The 16699-nt window shown below is 57.5% G+C and carries 16 protein-coding genes and 1 tRNA gene; all 17 read right to left on the minus strand.

Going from position 1 to position 16699, the window contains the following annotated elements; translation table 11 throughout:
- Window positions 1-164: 164 nt before the first annotated feature.
- Window positions 165-1385: a polyhydroxyalkanoate depolymerase gene (locus tag AC13C0_RS02020; protein WP_227539366.1), complete on the minus strand. Its 1221-nt coding sequence runs from the start codon at window positions 1383-1385 to the stop codon at window positions 165-167.
- Between the two features lie 124 nt (window positions 1386-1509).
- A tRNA-Met gene (locus tag AC13C0_RS02025) sits at window positions 1510-1586 on the minus strand.
- A gap of 200 nt (window positions 1587-1786) precedes the next feature.
- Complete coding sequence (rnhB, locus tag AC13C0_RS02030; RefSeq protein ID WP_117620079.1) at window positions 1787-2473, minus strand: ribonuclease HII; 687 nt, start codon at window positions 2471-2473, stop codon at window positions 1787-1789.
- A complete protein-coding gene (lpxB, locus tag AC13C0_RS02035) occupies window positions 2473-3657 on the minus strand; it encodes a lipid-A-disaccharide synthase (RefSeq protein ID WP_117620078.1) in 1185 nt (394 codons plus the stop codon). The genes rnhB and lpxB overlap by 1 nt, the downstream gene beginning before the upstream one ends.
- 18 nt (window positions 3658-3675) lie before the next feature.
- Window positions 3676-4467, minus strand: a complete 792-nt coding sequence (gene lpxA / locus AC13C0_RS02040; protein ID WP_117620077.1) for an acyl-ACP--UDP-N-acetylglucosamine O-acyltransferase — start codon at window positions 4465-4467, stop codon at window positions 3676-3678.
- A complete protein-coding gene (fabZ, locus tag AC13C0_RS02045; protein ID WP_117620076.1) occupies window positions 4467-4904 on the minus strand; it encodes a 3-hydroxyacyl-ACP dehydratase FabZ in 438 nt (145 codons plus the stop codon). The genes lpxA and fabZ overlap by 1 nt, the downstream gene beginning before the upstream one ends.
- The gene (gene lpxD / locus AC13C0_RS02050) at window positions 4901-5941 is read right to left on the minus strand and encodes a UDP-3-O-(3-hydroxymyristoyl)glucosamine N-acyltransferase (protein ID WP_117620075.1); all 1041 of its coding nucleotides are present in this window, start codon (window positions 5939-5941) and stop codon (window positions 4901-4903) included. The genes fabZ and lpxD overlap by 4 nt, the downstream gene beginning before the upstream one ends.
- A 47-nt stretch (window positions 5942-5988) precedes the next feature.
- The gene (locus tag AC13C0_RS02055) at window positions 5989-6486 is read right to left on the minus strand and encodes an OmpH/Skp family outer membrane protein (protein ID WP_117620074.1); all 498 of its coding nucleotides are present in this window, start codon (window positions 6484-6486) and stop codon (window positions 5989-5991) included.
- Window positions 6487-6531: 45 nt separating this feature from the next.
- Window positions 6532-8850 carry an outer membrane protein assembly factor BamA gene (gene bamA, locus AC13C0_RS02060; protein ID WP_341581608.1) on the minus strand — a complete coding sequence of 773 codons (2319 nt, stop codon included), beginning with the start codon at window positions 8848-8850 and terminating at the stop codon, window positions 6532-6534.
- Between the two features lie 44 nt (window positions 8851-8894).
- On the minus strand, window positions 8895-10244 hold the full coding sequence (gene rseP / locus AC13C0_RS02065; protein ID WP_341581607.1) for an RIP metalloprotease RseP: 1350 nt from the start codon (window positions 10242-10244) through the stop codon (window positions 8895-8897).
- Between the two features lie 48 nt (window positions 10245-10292).
- Window positions 10293-11477 carry a 1-deoxy-D-xylulose-5-phosphate reductoisomerase gene (gene ispC / locus AC13C0_RS02070; protein ID WP_482953890.1) on the minus strand — a complete coding sequence of 395 codons (1185 nt, stop codon included), beginning with the start codon at window positions 11475-11477 and terminating at the stop codon, window positions 10293-10295.
- Between the two features lie 2 nt (window positions 11478-11479).
- Window positions 11480-12319 (minus strand): phosphatidate cytidylyltransferase, encoded by an 840-nt coding sequence (locus AC13C0_RS02075; RefSeq protein WP_117620070.1) that lies wholly within the window; start codon window positions 12317-12319, stop codon window positions 11480-11482.
- A 21-nt stretch (window positions 12320-12340) separates the two neighbouring features.
- A complete protein-coding gene (gene uppS / locus AC13C0_RS02080) occupies window positions 12341-13111 on the minus strand; it encodes a polyprenyl diphosphate synthase (protein WP_117620479.1) in 771 nt (256 codons plus the stop codon).
- 71 nt (window positions 13112-13182) lie between these two features.
- Window positions 13183-13740 carry a ribosome recycling factor gene (frr, locus tag AC13C0_RS02085; RefSeq protein WP_117620069.1) on the minus strand — a complete coding sequence of 186 codons (558 nt, stop codon included), beginning with the start codon at window positions 13738-13740 and terminating at the stop codon, window positions 13183-13185.
- 85 nt (window positions 13741-13825) lie between these two features.
- Entirely contained in the window at window positions 13826-14554 is a 729-nt protein-coding gene (pyrH, locus tag AC13C0_RS02090; RefSeq protein ID WP_117620068.1) for a UMP kinase, read from the minus strand.
- A 184-nt stretch (window positions 14555-14738) separates the two neighbouring features.
- A complete protein-coding gene (gene tsf, locus AC13C0_RS02095) occupies window positions 14739-15608 on the minus strand; it encodes a translation elongation factor Ts (protein ID WP_117620067.1) in 870 nt (289 codons plus the stop codon).
- Between the two features lie 92 nt (window positions 15609-15700).
- Window positions 15701-16453 carry a 30S ribosomal protein S2 gene (rpsB, locus tag AC13C0_RS02100; protein WP_117620066.1) on the minus strand — a complete coding sequence of 251 codons (753 nt, stop codon included), beginning with the start codon at window positions 16451-16453 and terminating at the stop codon, window positions 15701-15703.
- Between the last annotated feature and the right edge of the window lie 246 nt (window positions 16454-16699).

The raw sequence follows: 16699 nt of genomic DNA on the forward strand, positions 1-16699 counted from the left end.
CGATGGACACCCTTGCCGTCCGGCTAGTGGTTCCCCTTACCGGGCCCACAGGGGACTTGCACCCCCAAGTCATCCGGCCAGCACCACCTGTACCGGAACAGCGCCCGTCAAGGCGCTACGCGCCATGCCTGGCGCACCAACAACAAACCTGAGCGATGGTCCGCTCAGGCTTTGCGAATGAATTCCTGCAGGCGAGGCGCGATTTCCTCTCGCCAGCGGCGGCCGTTAAACGTGCCGTAATGGCCGACTCCCGGCTGCAAGTGGTGCACCCGGCGGTTGTCGGGAATGTTGGTGCAGAGCGTGTGGGCGGCACGGGTCTGGCCGGGGCTGGAAATATCGTCTTTTTCCCCCTCTATGGTCATCAGCGCCGTTTTTCGGATGGCCCCGGGGTCTACCAGCCTGCCGCGGTGCCTGAAGCAGCCACGAGCCAGGTGAAACTCCTGGAAGACACGTTCGATGGTGTCGAGATAGTAGGCATCGGGCAGATCCATCACCGCCAGATATTCGTCGTAAAACTCTCTGTGGCGGGCGACCTCTTGCGCGTCATCATCGCGAATAGACCGGAACAGCCCCCGATAGGCACCCAGGTGACGGTCGAAGTTCATATTGATGAACCCCGTCAGCTGTAAAAAACCGGGGTAAACCTTGCGCATGGTACCCGGATAAGGCGCCGGCACGGTATGGATCAGGTTGCGTCTGAACCAGGAAAGTTTGTGTTTGCTGGCCAGCTCGCAGGGTTCTGTCGGATCAACGCGTCCGTCCACCGGGCCACTCATCAGGGCCAGAGAACGGGGCGCCGACGGGTGATCATCCTGGGCCATCAGTGCGGTAGCCGCCAGCACCGGCACGACCGGCTGGCAGACCGCGAGAACGTGGGTATCTGGGCCTATATGGTCAATAAAATCAATAACATAATCAATGTAGTCGTCGAGCCCGAAATTGCCTTCCGAAATTGGCACCAGGCTGGCGTCACGCCAGTCTGTGATGTAAACATCATGCCCCGGCAACATGGCTTCCACAGTACCTCTTAGAAGCGAAGCAAAATGGCCGGACAGTGGCGCCACGATTAGCAGCTTTGGGTCATCGGGACGATCAATGTTGCGCTGGAAGTGCTTCAGTTGGCAGAAGGGCTTGCGTTTGACGATGGTCTCTCTGACCAGAACCGTCTCGCCGTCGCAAACCGTTGCCTCCAGATTGAAGGCGGGCTTCGGATAACGCCTGGTGAGATCCTCAAACACGTTGAGCGCCGAGGCAATACTGCGGGTTCCGGGAATTCTGGACCAGGGACTCAGCCGGTGTCGAAGCATTTTGCTCTGGGGGCCGGCCAGCATGCGGGCCGGAGTCAACGCCAGACGGCTCATTTCGTGCGTGTAGTACATCATCATGCGCATTATCCTGTATGAGTTCAGTTGTTCTTCTGGACAATGCGTTCAGCATACGCCTGTTTGTCGATCAGTGCGAAGACGCAAAAAAAAACAGATCAGTCGTTGACTGATCTGTTTTTTTAAATGGTAGCGGGGGCTGGATTCGAACCAACGACCTTCGGGTTATGAGCCCGACGAGCTACCAGACTGCTCCACCCCGCATCAAACTTTTCATCAATTTTTTTCTTCAGAGTCCGCCTCTTGGTCGGGCTCATAAGCCGAAGGTCGATGACTCCCTTCGGCTTTCTCGGGATTGGGAGCCCGACGAGCTACCAGACTGCTCCACCCCGCATCAAAACTGGTTGTTTACCGGGTTACCCCCGATCAACGTGCGCGTATATTAAGGATTCGATCTGGCGCTGTCAATCGATATCTTCAAAAAGGTCTGTGCGGTATTGGAGCTCTTCCGATTCCGTCGGCAGGCTTTGCTGGTAGAGGCCCACTTCGTCAATAACTTCCTGAACCGGTCGGAAGGAGCGGCGGTGTTCGGGGGTTGCGCCGAGGCGGCGCAGTGCTTTCAGATGGACCGGGGTTGGGTAGCCTTTGTGCTGTGCCAGGCCGAAGCCGGGGAATCGGGTTTCCAGCGCTTCCATCTCGCGGTCACGGGTTACCTTGGCGATGATGGAGGCAGCGCTGATTGCCTCTACGCGGCTATCGCCCTTGATCACGGGCTCCGAGGGCCAGTGCCACTGGGGGCAGCGATTGCCGTCTACCAGCACGTACTCCGGAGCAATAACGAGGCCGGAAACGGCCCGCTTCATCGCCAGCATGGTGGCCTGGTAGATGTTCAGCTTATCAATCTCACGGGCCTCACATCGGCCGATGCCCCAGGCTTGAGCATGCTCGATGATTTCCTCGTAGAGGGCATTTCGGCGCTTTTCAGTGAGTTTCTTGGAGTCGGCCAGGCCAGCGATGGGCCGTTCCGGGTCCAGAATTACGGCAGCAGTGACGACTGCGCCGATCAGCGGGCCTCGACCTACTTCGTCTACACCAGCCAGGAGCGAACCGGTGTAGCGGCATTCAAATGGCGGCAAGGGTGCCTTGGGCATCAGTTTGCCCCCCCTTCCACCAGTTCCGAGATAGCCCGGGCCGCTTTCTCGTCTGCGCCCTGCTTCAGGGTGTGGTGCAGTTCGGTAAATGCTTCCTTGAGCCGGACCCGTTCTTCGCTGTGCTCCAGGCTCTGGAGTACAGCGGTACCAAGGCTTTCGGCAGTGGCGTCGTCCTGGAGCAGCTCAGGCACCAGTTGGCGCCTGGCCAGCAGGTTGGGTAACGCCACGTAGGGCACCTTGACCAGCCTGGAGAGCAAAGCGTAGCTGAACCCGCTCAGGCGGTAACCCACTACCATGGGCTTTTTCAGCAGCATCGCTTCCAGGGTGGCAGTACCGGAAGCGAGCAGAACCACATCGGAAGCGGCCATCACATCCCGGGAGCGACCCCGGACAATGGTGACCGGCAGCTTCACATCCAGCGCATCCACCAGGTCCCGGACCTGCTTCTCGCGATCCCGGTTCACACAGGGAATCACCAGTTGAAGATCCGGACGCTTTTCCTGAATCCAGCGGGAGGCTTCCAGAAACAGGGTGCCAAGGCGCTCCACCTCCCCTGCCCGACTGCCGGGTAGAACCGCCAGAACCGGCGCGTTGGCATCAAGACCAAGGGACGCCCTCATCTTCAGGGTATCCGGCTCCATGGGGATGCGATCGGCCAGGGGGTGGCCCACGAAAGCTACCGGAACCTGGTGATCTTCGTAGAACCGGGCTTCGAAGGGAAACAGGGTGAGCATGAGATTAACGGATTTGGCGATCTTCAAGATCCGCTTCTGGCGCCAGGCCCACACCGAGGGGCTCACATAATGCACGGAGAGTATGCCCGCTTCCCGGCAGCGCCGTTCGATGGCCAGGGTGAAATCCGGGGAATCAATGCCGATGACCACATCCGGTGGTGTGGTAAAAAAATAATCGAGTAACCGAACGCGGATGCTGAACAGCTCGCGGATTCTGCCCAGCACTTCCACCAGGCCCATCACCGACAGGCGCTCCATTGGCACCAGGGAATGGAAGCCTTCGGCGACCATTTCCTCACCGCCGATCCCCACAAAACGGGCATTGGGGTAACGATATCGGAGGGAACGGATCAGGCCGGCACCGAGAATGTCTCCCGACGCCTCGCCGGCAATGATTCCGAAGGTGATATTACGCTCGCTGATGATCGCGCTTGAAGGATGGTCCGTCACCGACTGGCTCCCGCCGGGTTAGCGGATGATGCCGCGGTCTGCTCCACGCAGGGAGTCTATGAGAGGCCGCACTTCGGCCACATCGGAATAGGCTTTTTCCAGTTCTGCCACAGCCTGCTCGGTGGTCAGGCCCTGGCGGTAAATAATCTTGTAGGCCCGGCGCAGCACCAGCAACACTTCCTTGCTGAATCCGCGGCGTTTCAGGCCTTCGAAGTTCATGCCATGGGGCTGGGCAGACTGGCCGCTGGCCATCACGTATGCGGGTATGTCTTTCAGTACGATACTGCCGCCCGCAGCCATGCTGTGCGTGCCGATGTGGCAGAACTGGTGCACCATGGTGCCACCACCCAGAATCGCGTAATCGCCTATCGATACATGGCCTGCAAGGGTCGCGCAATTGGCCAGGATGGTGTTGTCACCCACGATGCAGTCATGGGCCACATGCACGTATGCCATCAGCAGGTTGCCGCTGCCAATCCGGGTTTCGCCACGGTCCTGGACGGTGCCCCGGTGAATGGTGCAGTTCTCGCGAATAACGTTGTTGTCACCGATCACCAGAGTTGTAGGCTCGCCCGCGTACTTCTTGTCCTGGCACGCTTCGCCAATGCTCGAAAACTGGAAAATACGGTTGTTGCGGCCGATAACGGCAGGGCCCTTGACCACCACATGGGAAAGAATCTCGGTACCGTCTCCGATTTCCACATCCGGGCCAATGTAGCTCCAGGGGCCAACAGTAACGTTATCCCCGAGCCTGGCTGACGGGTCTACAATCGCCTGAGGATGGACACCCGACCAGTCATTTGTCGCCATCAAACTTCTCTCTCAGCGGTCAGAATCTCTGCCACGCAGACGACGTCACCGTCGACCAGCGCGCGACAATCGAATTTGTAGATACCACGTTTTCCGGAGATGAGTTCCGACTCCATACAGAGTTGGTCTCCCGGCAAAACGGGGCGTTTCCAGCGCGCCTTGCTGGATCCAGCCAAGTATTGTACCACGCCATCAGAGGGTTTCCGGCCCACGGTCACAAAACCGAGAATGCCTGAAAGCTGGGCCATGGCTTCAATGATCAGAACACCCGGCATGATCGGGTTGTTCGGGAAATGGCCCTGGAAGAACTCCTCGTTAAACGAAAGATTCTTGTAGCCCTTGATCGACTTTCCCTTTTCGAGCTCCGTTACCCGATCCACCAGCAAAAACGGGTATCGGTGCGGCAGGTATTCCAGTATTTCTTTGGTGTTCATCATGTTGATTGGCCTCGGCTCTCTGATTTCTTTTCCAGTTCTTTAATACGTCGCGCCAAGGCATCAAGCTGGCGAAAACGTACGGCGTTCTTGCGCCACTGACGGTTGGTATCCGCGCTGGTTCCGGAAGAGTACACGCCCGGCTCCCGGATATCACCGGTCACCAGGGTCATGCCCGTCAGGTGAACCTGATCACCAATCTCGAGGTGGCCCGCCACTCCGGAAGCGCCGCCAAATACACAATGCCGGCCAATTCGGGTACTACCCGCAATCCCCACCATAGCGGCCATGGCGCTGTGATCACCAATGCAGACGTTGTGAGCAATCTGAATAAGGTTGTCGAGTTTCACACCGTTACCAATGACGGTGTCGTCGAGGGCGCCCCTATCGATGGTGGTATTCGCGCCCACTTCCACATCATCCCCGAGAACAACGCGGCCCAGTTGCGCAATGCGGTGCCATACGCCCTTCTCGTTGGCAAAGCCAAAACCATCGGAGCCGATAACAGCGCCGCTGAGAATGTGACAACGCTGGCCAACCACAACGTCGTGAGCCAAGGTCACCCGTGGCCGGATCACAGTCCGGGCGCCAATGCGAGCGCGGGCACCAATGACCGAGCCGGCGCCGATCACCACTTTTTCGCCAATATCGGCCTCCGCTTCCACGACCACGTTGGGACCGATGCAGGCGTCGTCAGCCAGGGTTGCCGAGGGGTCAACCACGGCAGTCGGATGAACGCCCGGAAAGGCAACCGGTGCCGGATCAAACCAGTGACTGAGGCGAGCATAACCGAGATAAGGGTTGTCCAGTAACAGGACGTTGGTAGGAGCGCCTTTTGCAGTGGCGGGCGACGCAATGACCGCCGAAGCACGGGTATCAGCCAGATACCTGGCATAGGACGGGTTTGCCAGGAAACTGATCTGGCCAGGCCCGGCTGCCTGTAGTGTTGCCAAACCTGAAACCCGCACATCAGGATCGCCCCGCAGCTCTGCACCCAGGGCGCTGGCAATCTCCCCCAGGCAGTAAGACCTATCTGTCATTGCGTGCTCCCAAGCAACTTTCAGGGCACCCGGGTGCCCGTCACGGATTAACGATTCAGTTTTTCCAGAAGCTGAGAGGTCAGATTCATTTCCGGTTTCACATAAACAACCGCTTCGCTCGGCAGAATCAGGTCGAGCTCATTTTCCTCAAGAAGTTCTTTGACAGCCGCGTCCACTTCCGGGCGAGCCTCTTCCAGGAACGCCTGCTTGCGCTGATTGACGGCGGTATCGAGCCGCTGCTTGAGGAAGTTGAACTCTTTCACTTTTTCCTGGAACTCACCGGCAAGTTTGTTACGTTCGGTCTCGTTCATCATGGCGCCGTCCTTTTCGAGGCGATCCTTGAGCTTGTGAGCCTCTTCCTGCGCCTCGCGGACCTTGGCTTCATCGCCGGCAAAATCCTTCTGGAGCGATTCGCTGAAGGCCTTGGCGTCATTTGAGGAAAACAGTGCCTGCCTCAGGTCGACCACACCGATGCGGGTTTCTGCCATGGCCGGGACTGAAAACGCCATAACCATGGCGGCGAATATCAACATGAATCGGGACATTGGTTTTCTCCTGATTTTCATCCGTAGGTTGTTATTATCCATGCTCTAGAAGGTCTGGCCCAGCGAGAACTGGAATACCTGGGTGTCATCACCCGGCTTGTCGTTCAGCGGCTTCGCCAGACTGAAGGCCAGCGGGCCAACAGCGGTAATCCACTGGAAGCCAATACCGGCGGACATTCTGATTTCGCTCAGTTCCGGATCGAAACCGCGCGCAGTGTCGAACACCTGACCTGCGTCCAGGAAAAACGCCGTTCTCATGGAGCGGGTATCACCGGCAAAGGGCGTGGGGAATATCAGCTCAACACCACCTTCAGTGAGCAGGTTACCGCCGAACGGATCCGGGTCTGAGAGGTCGTTGACGTTGTTCGTAGCAAGGCGACCCAAGGAGTTGGCCCGGTACCCCCGAACCGATCCGTAGCCCCCTGTATAGAAGTGCTCGTAAAACGGCATCTGGGTCCGATCTCCGTAACCATCACCATAACCGATCTCTGAACGCGCCCGTAAGATCCAGCGATTATCGTCAGTCACCGGATAGTAGAAATCGGTCTTGTGTGTCACCTTGTAAAAGGTCAGATCGCTGCCCGGCACTGCTACGTCAAGCGACAACGACTGGCTATGGCCATCACTGGGCAGAACACCCCGGTTGAGAGTACTGCGGCGCCAGCTGCCGAAGAGGAAGAAGTTATTGAACGAATCCCCTTCCTCATCAATGAACTGAATGACCTCCTGTGAGGTGAACAGGCCTTCCTTAAGATTGGACTGGGTAAACCCGGCCCCGAAGTTCAAACGGGTGATATTGTCCGTGGGATAACCGAAGGTGATACGGCCGCCATATTCGTCCAGCAGGAAGGCGGAGATATCCTCTTCCTCATAATCGGTTTGCCGGGCAAAAAGACTGTAGCCACGGCTTACGCCGTCAACCGTGTAGTAAGGGTCCAGGTAGGAAACGTTTGCGCTTTTGACATAATCACTCACATTGACACCGAAAGAGACGCGCTTCCCGGTACCGAAAAAATTGTTCTCGGACACGTTGGCGCCAAGAATCACACCGGATTGCTGCGAGAAGCCGACGGAAGCGGAAAGGCTGCCTGTCGGTTGTTCTTCAACGGAGTAGTTCACATCGACCAGATCATCCGTGCCTGGCACCGGAACCGTCTCAACGTTCACCGTCTGGAAGAAGCCGAGACGCTCCAGCTTGGTCTTGGAAAACTCGATACGATCCGAAGAAGCCACGCCCCCTTCCATCTGGGTCATTTCCTGGCGGAGAACGTCGTCACGAGTCGATACGTTACCCTCGAAATTGATGCGTCGCACATAGGCCCGCTTGCCCGGTTCAACAAAGAAGGTGACGGCAGCTGTGTTGTTTTCTCCCGGCTCGGGGACGGCATTGACGCTGGCGAAGGCGTAGCCCTCGCGTCCGAGCCGGAATGCCAGGGCTTCGGATATGGCTGTCATGTGGGAGCGGGAGAACACGTCGCCCTCCGTAACCGGAATCAGCGAGCGCAACTCTTCCTCGCCCACAATCAGCTCTCCACGCAGGTTTATCTCCGAGATGGTGTACTGGGGCCCCTCATTCAGAGCAATGGCGATGAAGACCTTTTGCTTGTCCGGAGAGATGGAAACCTGACTGGACTCGACATTGAAATCCAGGTAACCGCGGTCCAGATAGAATGAACGCAGGGATTCCAGGTCGCCGCTGAGACGCTCTCGCGCGTATTTGTCGGAATTGGTGATCGAGTTCCACCAGCTCGTGGTCTGCAACTCAAACAGCCCCTGCAACTCCTCGTCGCTGAAGTCTTCGTTGCCGATCAGATTGATGTGGTGTATCGCCGCCACGGAGCCTTCGTTGATGTCCAGGCGAATTGAAACGCGATTCCGTGGAAGTTCCTCCGCCGTTGCCTTCACCCGGGCGTTGTAACGCCCTTGGGCGATGTAAGACCGCAGAATCTCCAGCTCAAGGCGCTCGAGGGTCGCGCGCCGGAAAACCTGGCCTTCCTGGAGGCCGGCACCTGCCAGGGCATCCATCAACATCTCTGTTTCGATGTTCTTGTTGCCCTCGATCTCGATATTGCTAATGGAAGGTCGTTCGCGAACCGTCAGGATGAGAACACCGGCATCACGGCTAACCTCAATGTCCGTAAACAACCCGGTCCGGAACAGGGACCTGATCGCATCGGCCAGCTCGGTCTCGTCAACCTGCTCACCGATATTCACGGGGAACGCAGAAAAAACGGTGCCCGCAGAAACCCTCTGCAGGCCCTCTACCTCGATATCTGCAACTGTGAACTGGTCTGCAAGCGCTGGCTTCATGCCAGACAGGGCCACAGCGAGGCCAACGGCTACACCTAGAAGAGAACGTCTCATTCAAATATTTCGCCTGGTTAATGCGCGTAAGAAGTTCGCAATTCTCACAACCGCATCAGGTCGTTGTAAAGAGCAAACACCATTAATGTGAGAATCATTGCCATACCAATTCGTAATCCAAACGCCTGGGCCTGCTCGGAGAGCGGCTTTCCGCGGAGCGCTTCGATGGTGTAATAGACAATATGACCACCATCGAGCACCGGCACCGGCAGAAGGTTCAGGATACCCAGACTCACGCTGAGATAGGCCAGGAAACGCACGAAATCTTCAAATCCGGAGCTGACACTGGCTTCGGCAACCCTGGCAATAGTGATTGGCCCGCTGAGGTTGGTGGGCGACAGCAGGCCAGTGGCCATTTTCTTTATGGCCACGAGGGTCAGTCGGGTGTCGGCCCAGGTTTCACTGAAAGCAACGGGAATCGCAGCAAACGGGCCATAGCTAACTTCGCGCAGCACTTCATCCGGCCATGAGATGGCTTCAACGCCAGCGCCAATAAAGCCAATTGTTTCACCGCTCTCTTCGCTTTTCGCTTCCGGCGTAACGCGGATTGAGCGTTCCGAGCCATTGCGCTTAACGGTTACCTGTAACGTCTGTTCAGGGGCATTGCGAATGAACTCGACCAGATCAAACCAACTGCTGATGGGCTCGCCGTTAACGGCAACCACACGATCCCCGGTTTGCAGGCCGGCCACTTGGGCCCGGCCACCCTCGGAAATCTGGCCCAGCACCGGAGGAACCGCGGGGCGCCAGGGTGTGATGCCGAATTCCGCCAGCGGATTCGGGGTATCGTCGCCCAGACTCCAGCCGGCAAGTTCTCCCCTGACCGTGCCCCGGGCACCGCCGTCAGACACCTCCATGGAAATCAGGCCCTGCTCGCCGGTTCGCTCCAGGATACGCATGTTGACATCGCGCCAGGAGCTAACCCGATGGCCGTCCACAGAGTGAATTTCCATGCCTTCCTGTAAGCCGACACGCGCTGCCGCACTGCCATCGGCCACCTGCCCTACGATGGGGGCAACGTGGGTAACTCCGACCACGCTTAGCAGCCAGTAGGCGAAAACCGCAAAAATAAAGTTAGCCAGCGGACCCGCCGCTGCAATGGCTATACGCCGGGACGGTGGCTTGGAAGTAAAGGCCTGGTCTTTCAGTTCTTCGGGCACCGGCCCTTCCCGCTCGTCCAGCATTTTGACATAGCCGCCAAGTGGAATGGCGGCGATGGCGAATTCGGTGCCGTGCCTGTCGTACCAGGAATACAGCGGCTTTCCGAAACCAACGGAGAAACGGAGCACTTTCACACCGCAACGGCGGGCAACCCAAAAATGACCGTATTCATGCAGGGTCACGAGAATACCCAGGGTCAGCGCCAGTGCGAGGACGGATTCAATAATCTGCATAGCATTCCTGATTGATGGCTTCAGCCGGGCAGCAAACCGCTGCGAGTGTCAGACAGTTAACAGACCAATCTGTTCCCATGCCCGGGCCCGTGCTTCGGTGTCCTTGGCGAAGATAACCTCGAAACTGTCAGCTGGTTCAACCGCGGTAGCAACCAGCGTGCGCTCTATAATAACGGGGATATCCGTAAAACAAAGGTTACCTTCAAGAAAAGCAGCAACCGCCACTTCATTTGCTGCGTTCAATACGGCCGGAGCTGTGCCTCCGGCCTCGAAGGCTTCCGCAGCCAGGCGAAGGCAGGGGAAGCGAACCAGGTCGGGGCGCTCGAAATGGAAACGGCCGATCGCGAACAGATCCAGCGGCGCGACACCTGCATCGATACGCTCCGGCCAGGCCAGACCATTGGCAATCGGGGTTCTCATATCCGGGCTGCCAAGCTGGGCGAGCACAGAACCGTCCGCATACTCTACCATGGAGTGAATAATGCTCTCCGGGTGAACATGCACTTCCACCCACTCCGGGGTTGTATTAAACAGCCAGCAGGCCTCGATCAGCTCCAGGCCTTTGTTCATCAGCGTTGCTGAATCCACGGAAATCTTCTGCCCCATGGACCAGTTCGGATGGGCACAGGCTTGCGAAGGCGTGACTGATCGAAGCGCCTCGGCACTGTGTTCCCGGAACGGCCCACCGGAGGCTGTCAGCAGAATCCGGGTAATACCGGCGGCGGCGGGATCCCGGATTTTATCGGCCGGCATACACTGGAAAATGGCGTTGTGCTCAGAATCGATAGGCAGGAGCTCGGCGCCGGCCTCGGCCACGGCGTCCATAAACAGCTTGCCGGACATCACCAGGGCTTCCTTGTTGGCCAGCAATACCCGCTTGCCGGCACGCACAGCTGCAAGGGTCGGCGACAGGCCCGCGGCGCCGACAATGGCGGCCATCACGGTATCAATTTCCGGGGCCGAGGCAACTTCGCACAACCCTTCCATGCCACCCAGAACTCGAATATCCGGCAAATCGGAGAGTAACCCGACAAGCGTTTGCGCAGCCCTGGGGTCCGCCATAACCGCTACCCGGGGTCGGAATTCGCGACACAAAATCGCCAGCTCTTCCGCACGGGTACTGGCCGTCAGGGCATAGACCGAGAACCGGTCAGGGTGCCGGCGAATGACATCCAGGGTACTCAGACCGATGGAGCCAGTCGCTCCCAATACGCTGATATGACGGGTTACCATAATCACCAGTGCCCGGCTGTCAGCCAACCCAATTGGGTAATGATCAGAGCAAACACAGGAATGGCTGCGGTAAGGCTGTCAATCCGGTCCATTATGCCCCCATGACCGGGCAGCAGCTGGCTGCTGTCCTTGATGCCACGAAAGCGTTTAAGCATGCTTTCCAGCAAATCCCCCAGCACCGAGACAAACCCGGTAATCAGGCTGGCAGCGACCAGCAGCAGGGTCTCGACAGTTCCGGCGGATGCCAGGAAGCTCACCACCAGGGCGAAAACGCCCACGGCCACAAGCCCACCCCAGACACCCGCCCAGGATTTACCAGGACTGACCCGGGGCGCCAGCTTGGCCTTGCCAAATGCCCGCCCGGCGAAGTAGGCACCGATATCCGCAACCCAGACCACACACAACACATACAGGATAAGGAGAAGGTTATTGGTGCTGTCGCCAAACTGGAAGCCGCCAGTGCGTAAATGGTTCAGTCCGACCCATGCGGGCACCAGAACAAGCAGCCCCATAACCGCTCGTGCGGGCAGGCTGCCCCATTTTTCTGAGCCACCAGGGTAGCTGCGAACCATCAGGAAACAGATAAACCACCAGGCGAGCGCCAGCCAGAGCACCGCAACAAAAGGAACGTTCAGCAAACCATAAAGAATGGCGGCAGTCACCAAGGCGTACGCCACACGGCCCGGAGAATTCTCAATGCCGGACATGTTCGCCCACTCCCAGGCACCCACGGTAATGATGGCGCCGGTAAAGAACGCGAAACCCAGGGGCGGGAGGAAGAAAATTCCGCCAATGGCAATGGGGGCAAGGATCAGTGCGGTGATAATTCGGGTTTTTAACACGGTTAACGTCGCTATCGTTCGTTATTGTTGTGGGGCCTTGGCCGTGATCTGATCATCCGTCTGGCCAAAACGACGCTGGCGACCGGCATAGGCCTGCAGGGCCTTGCGCATTTCCTCTTCCCGGAAATCAGGCCAGTACACCGGTGAGAAGTAAAGTTCTGTGTAAGCCAGGTGCCACAGCATGAAATTGCTGATCCGCTGTTCACCCGCTGTCCGGATCATCAGATCCGGCATCGGCAGATCACCAATACTGAGGTGCTGCTGGATAAGGTCATCGGTGATATCCGAAGGTGCCAGTTGCCCTGCCCGCACCTGCTCAGCAACCTGACGCGTCGCCTGCGTGATATCCCAGTGGCCACCGTAATTCGCAGCTATCACCAGTGTCATACGGGAATTATAGCGGGTCAGTTCTTCCGCCGCTGCCATATGCTCATGCAAGGCCGGGCTGAAGGCGGAACGGTCGCCGATGATTCTGAGGCGAATGTCGTTGCGATGGAGCTTGCGTACTTCCCGTTCCAGGGCGAACAGGAAAAGCTTCATCAGCGCCGAGACTTCATCCTTGGGGCGACGCCAGTTTTCACTGGAGAAGGCGAACAGGGTGAGCACTTCCACACCTTCGCGTGCGCAGGTTTCCACCACCGCCCTGACTGCATCCACCCCGGCCTTGTGGCCGGCTACTCCCGTGAGCCGGCGGGCCTTGGCCCACCGGTTGTTACCATCCATGATAATAGCCACATGCCGGGGCCGGCTGTCTGCCGACACCGGAATCTCTGCGGATACAGTTCCCGTCATGAAATCCCCTGTGCGGCCGGGGCGCATGGTTGCACCGGCCTTTCAATTCGCTTGCAAGTGAACCCGGGCAGTTAAACCGCCATCAGGTCCTCTTCTTTGGCCTTGAGCATTTTCTCGACTTCGGCGATGTAGCGATCGGTCAGCTTCTGGATCTCTTCCTCGCCCTTGCGCTCGTCGTCTTCGGTGATTTCCTTTTCCTTCAACAGCTCCTTGATCATGCTGTTGGCGTCACGGCGAGCGTTGCGAACAGACACACGGCCGTGCTCGGCATCGGCTTTCGCCTGCTTGACCATTTCCTTGCGGGTTTCTTCGGTCAGCATGGGCATCGGAATGCGAATAATGTCGCCACTGGTGGCCGGGTTGAGGCCCAGATCAGAGCTCATGATGGCCTTCTCGATAGTCGGCATCAGGTTTTTCTCCCAGGGGGAGACGGTCAGAGTCCGGTTGTCCTCGACATTGACACTGGCCACCTGTTTCAGCGGTGTCTCCTGGCCGTAGTAGTTCACCATAACGCTGTCCAGGATGGACGGGTGGGCCCGGCCGGTACGGATCTTGTTAAACGCCGAGTGCAGAGACTCCAGGCTCTTCTTCATTTTCTTTTCGGCTTCTGCTTTGATGTCGTTGATCACTTCAGCATCCTCAATTCGTTCGTCATGTCATTCAGTAACCTGGTCCTCTTGAAAGGCACGGATCAAAGGGACCCGGACAACCAGGTTATTCGATCAGTGTACCTTCTCTTTCGCCGGTTACGATGCGAGTCAGCGCGCCTGCGCGGTTCATGTCGAATACCCGCAGCGGCATACCGTGATCCCGGGCGAGGCAGATGGCCGTCAGATCCATCACCCCCAGTTTTTTGTCCAGCACCTCATCGTAGGTGAGGTGATCGTATTTCTCGGCACTGCTGTCCAGATGCGGATCAGCAGAGTATACGCCATCTACCTTGGTGGCCTTGAGTACCGCATCGGCCTCAATTTCGATACCACGGAGGCAAGCGGCGGAATCTGTGGTGAAGAAGGGGTTGCCGGTGCCGGCGCAGAAGATCACCACATCTCCGTCCTTAAGGTCCCGCACCGCCCGACGGCGGTCATAATGCTCGACAATCCCGCTCATGGGGATTGCGGACATTACGCGGGTCCGGATATTGGAACGCTCAAGGGCATCCCGCATGGCGAGGCCATTCATAACGGTTGCCAGCATGCCCATGTGGTCACCGGTCACCCGGTCCATGCCAGCCGCATTCAGGGCTGCACCCCGAAACAGGTTGCCACCACCGATGACCAGGCCAACCTGAACACCAATACCAATCAGCGCGCCAATTTCCAGGGCCATACGATCAAGAACTTTGGGATCAATACCGAAATCGTGCTCCCCCATCAGGGCCTCGCCACTGAGCTTGAGCAGAACACGCTTGTATCTGGGCTGGGTTTTCGATGATGTCGGCATGGTGATCCCCTTTTCGTCTGTTGGCTGCTATCCGGCGTGATACCCGTTGCAGGCTTGTATCTGACATACTCCTCGCAAAAGGGGTATCTCAGATACAAGCCCGCCACGTTAGCCGGGAATTCCCGGCTAACGTGGCAGACTCAGCTGGCGCAGCGGCAATGAGCCCGCTGCACCAAAAGAAGGATCAGGCCTTGCCTGTGCCGGCTGCGGCAGCAACCTCGGCAGCAAAGTCCACCTCTTCCTTCTCGATGCCTTCACCCACTTCCAGGCGAACGAAGCCGACCAGTTCGCCACCGGCGGACTTGATCAGTTCACCCACGGTCTGGTCCGGGTTTTTAACGAAAGGCTGCTCAACAAGGCTGTTTTCCTTGAGGAACTTCTTGATGCGGCCGCCCATCATCTTCTCGACGATTTCGGCAGGCTTACCTTCCATATCCGGCTGGGCCTTGATGACGTCTTTCTCTTTCTCAAGCTCATCGGCAGGCATGTCTTCCGGTTTGCCAACGCGCGGGTTAACAGCCGCAGCGTGCATGGCGACGTCGCGGGCCACTTCCGGATCACCGGCAGTCAGCGCAACAACGGAAGCAATCTTGTTGTTGCTGTGGACATAGCCACCAACAACCGGACCTTCAACCTTAACGATGCGACGCACGGTGATGTTCTCGCCGATCTTCTGAACCAGCGCCTCGCGCTTGGCTTCCAGATCGCCATCCATCAGCCTGGCAACGTCAGTTTCGCCTTTTTCGAAAGCGACATTCAGAACATCGTTGGCGAAGTTGACGAAGTTGTCGTCACGGGCAACGAAGTCTGTTTCTGAGTTAACTTCCAGAATGTAGGCGACGGTGTTGTCGTCAGAGATCTTGATCAGAGACACGCCTTCAGCGGCGGTACGGCCGGCTTTCTTGGCAGCCTTCAGGCCGGAAGACTTGCGCAGCTCTTCGATCGCAGCGTCAACACTGCCTTCAGCTTCCACGAGTGCTTTCTTGCACTCCATCATGCCAAGGCCGGTACGCTCACGCAGCTCTTTGACCATTGCAGCGGTAATTGCAGCCATGTTCAATCCTCTCAACTGTTCCGAATTCGGTGGGGAGGTATGCCCGAAGCAAACCCGGGCACACCTTACATCTCAAACGTGAAGATAAAGCATCACTCAGCGGCTGGAGCAGCGCCTTCGGCGTCTTCGCTGACTTCAATAAACTCGTCAGCTCCGGCACCGCCAGCCTGGGCGGCCTCAATGCAGGTGTTGGCCACGGCTTGCACGTAAATCTGGATAGCGCGGATGGCGTCATCATTGCCCGGAATGACGTAATCAACACCGTCAGGATCGCTGTTGGTATCCACAACACCGATAACAGGGATGCCCAGCTTGTTGGCTTCCTTGATAGCAATACGCTCGTGGTCAACGTCGATCACAAACATGGCGTCCGGCAGGCCGCCCATGTCCTTGATACCACCAATAGAACGCTCAAGGCGGTCCATTTCACGGGTACGGTCCAGCGCTTCTTTCTTGGTCAGCTTGTCGAATGTGCCGTCCTTGCTCTGGGCTTCCAGATCACGGTAGCGACGGATAGACTGACGGATGGTCTTGTAGTTGGTCAGCATGCCACCGAGCCAGCGGTGGTTTACGAAGGGCTGACCGGCACGCTCGGCTTCTTCCTTGATGATCTTGGCCGCGGCACGCTTGGTACCAACGAACAGGATCTTGTTCTTGTTCTCTGCCAGCTGCTGAACGAATTTCAGCGCATCGTTCATGGCAGGAACAGTCTGCTCAAGGTTGATGATATGAATCTTGTTACGGGCGCCGAAGATGAACTTCGACATTTTCGGGTTCCAGTAGCGGGTCTGGTGACCGAAGTGAGCACCTGCCTTGAGCAGGTCACGCATATTTACCTGAGCCATGATAGTTACCTTTTTAGCTTCGGGTTAGTCCTCCACGTATCCGATTACCCCAACCTGGCCCCTTTATAAAGCAGGAGCAGGCACCCTGGGATAACGTGCCGACACGTGTGTGAATTTGCCGGATTTGTTTCCAGCGGGCGCGTTTATACCACAAACGGGCCAACAAACGCCATTATTTTTGAGGGCCTGCTTCCTTGTACCCGGGCATCAGGCCCCTTAAAATGCCGGTTTGATACAAATCAACGG

This window comes from Marinobacter sp. B-21, assembly GCF_056857895.1.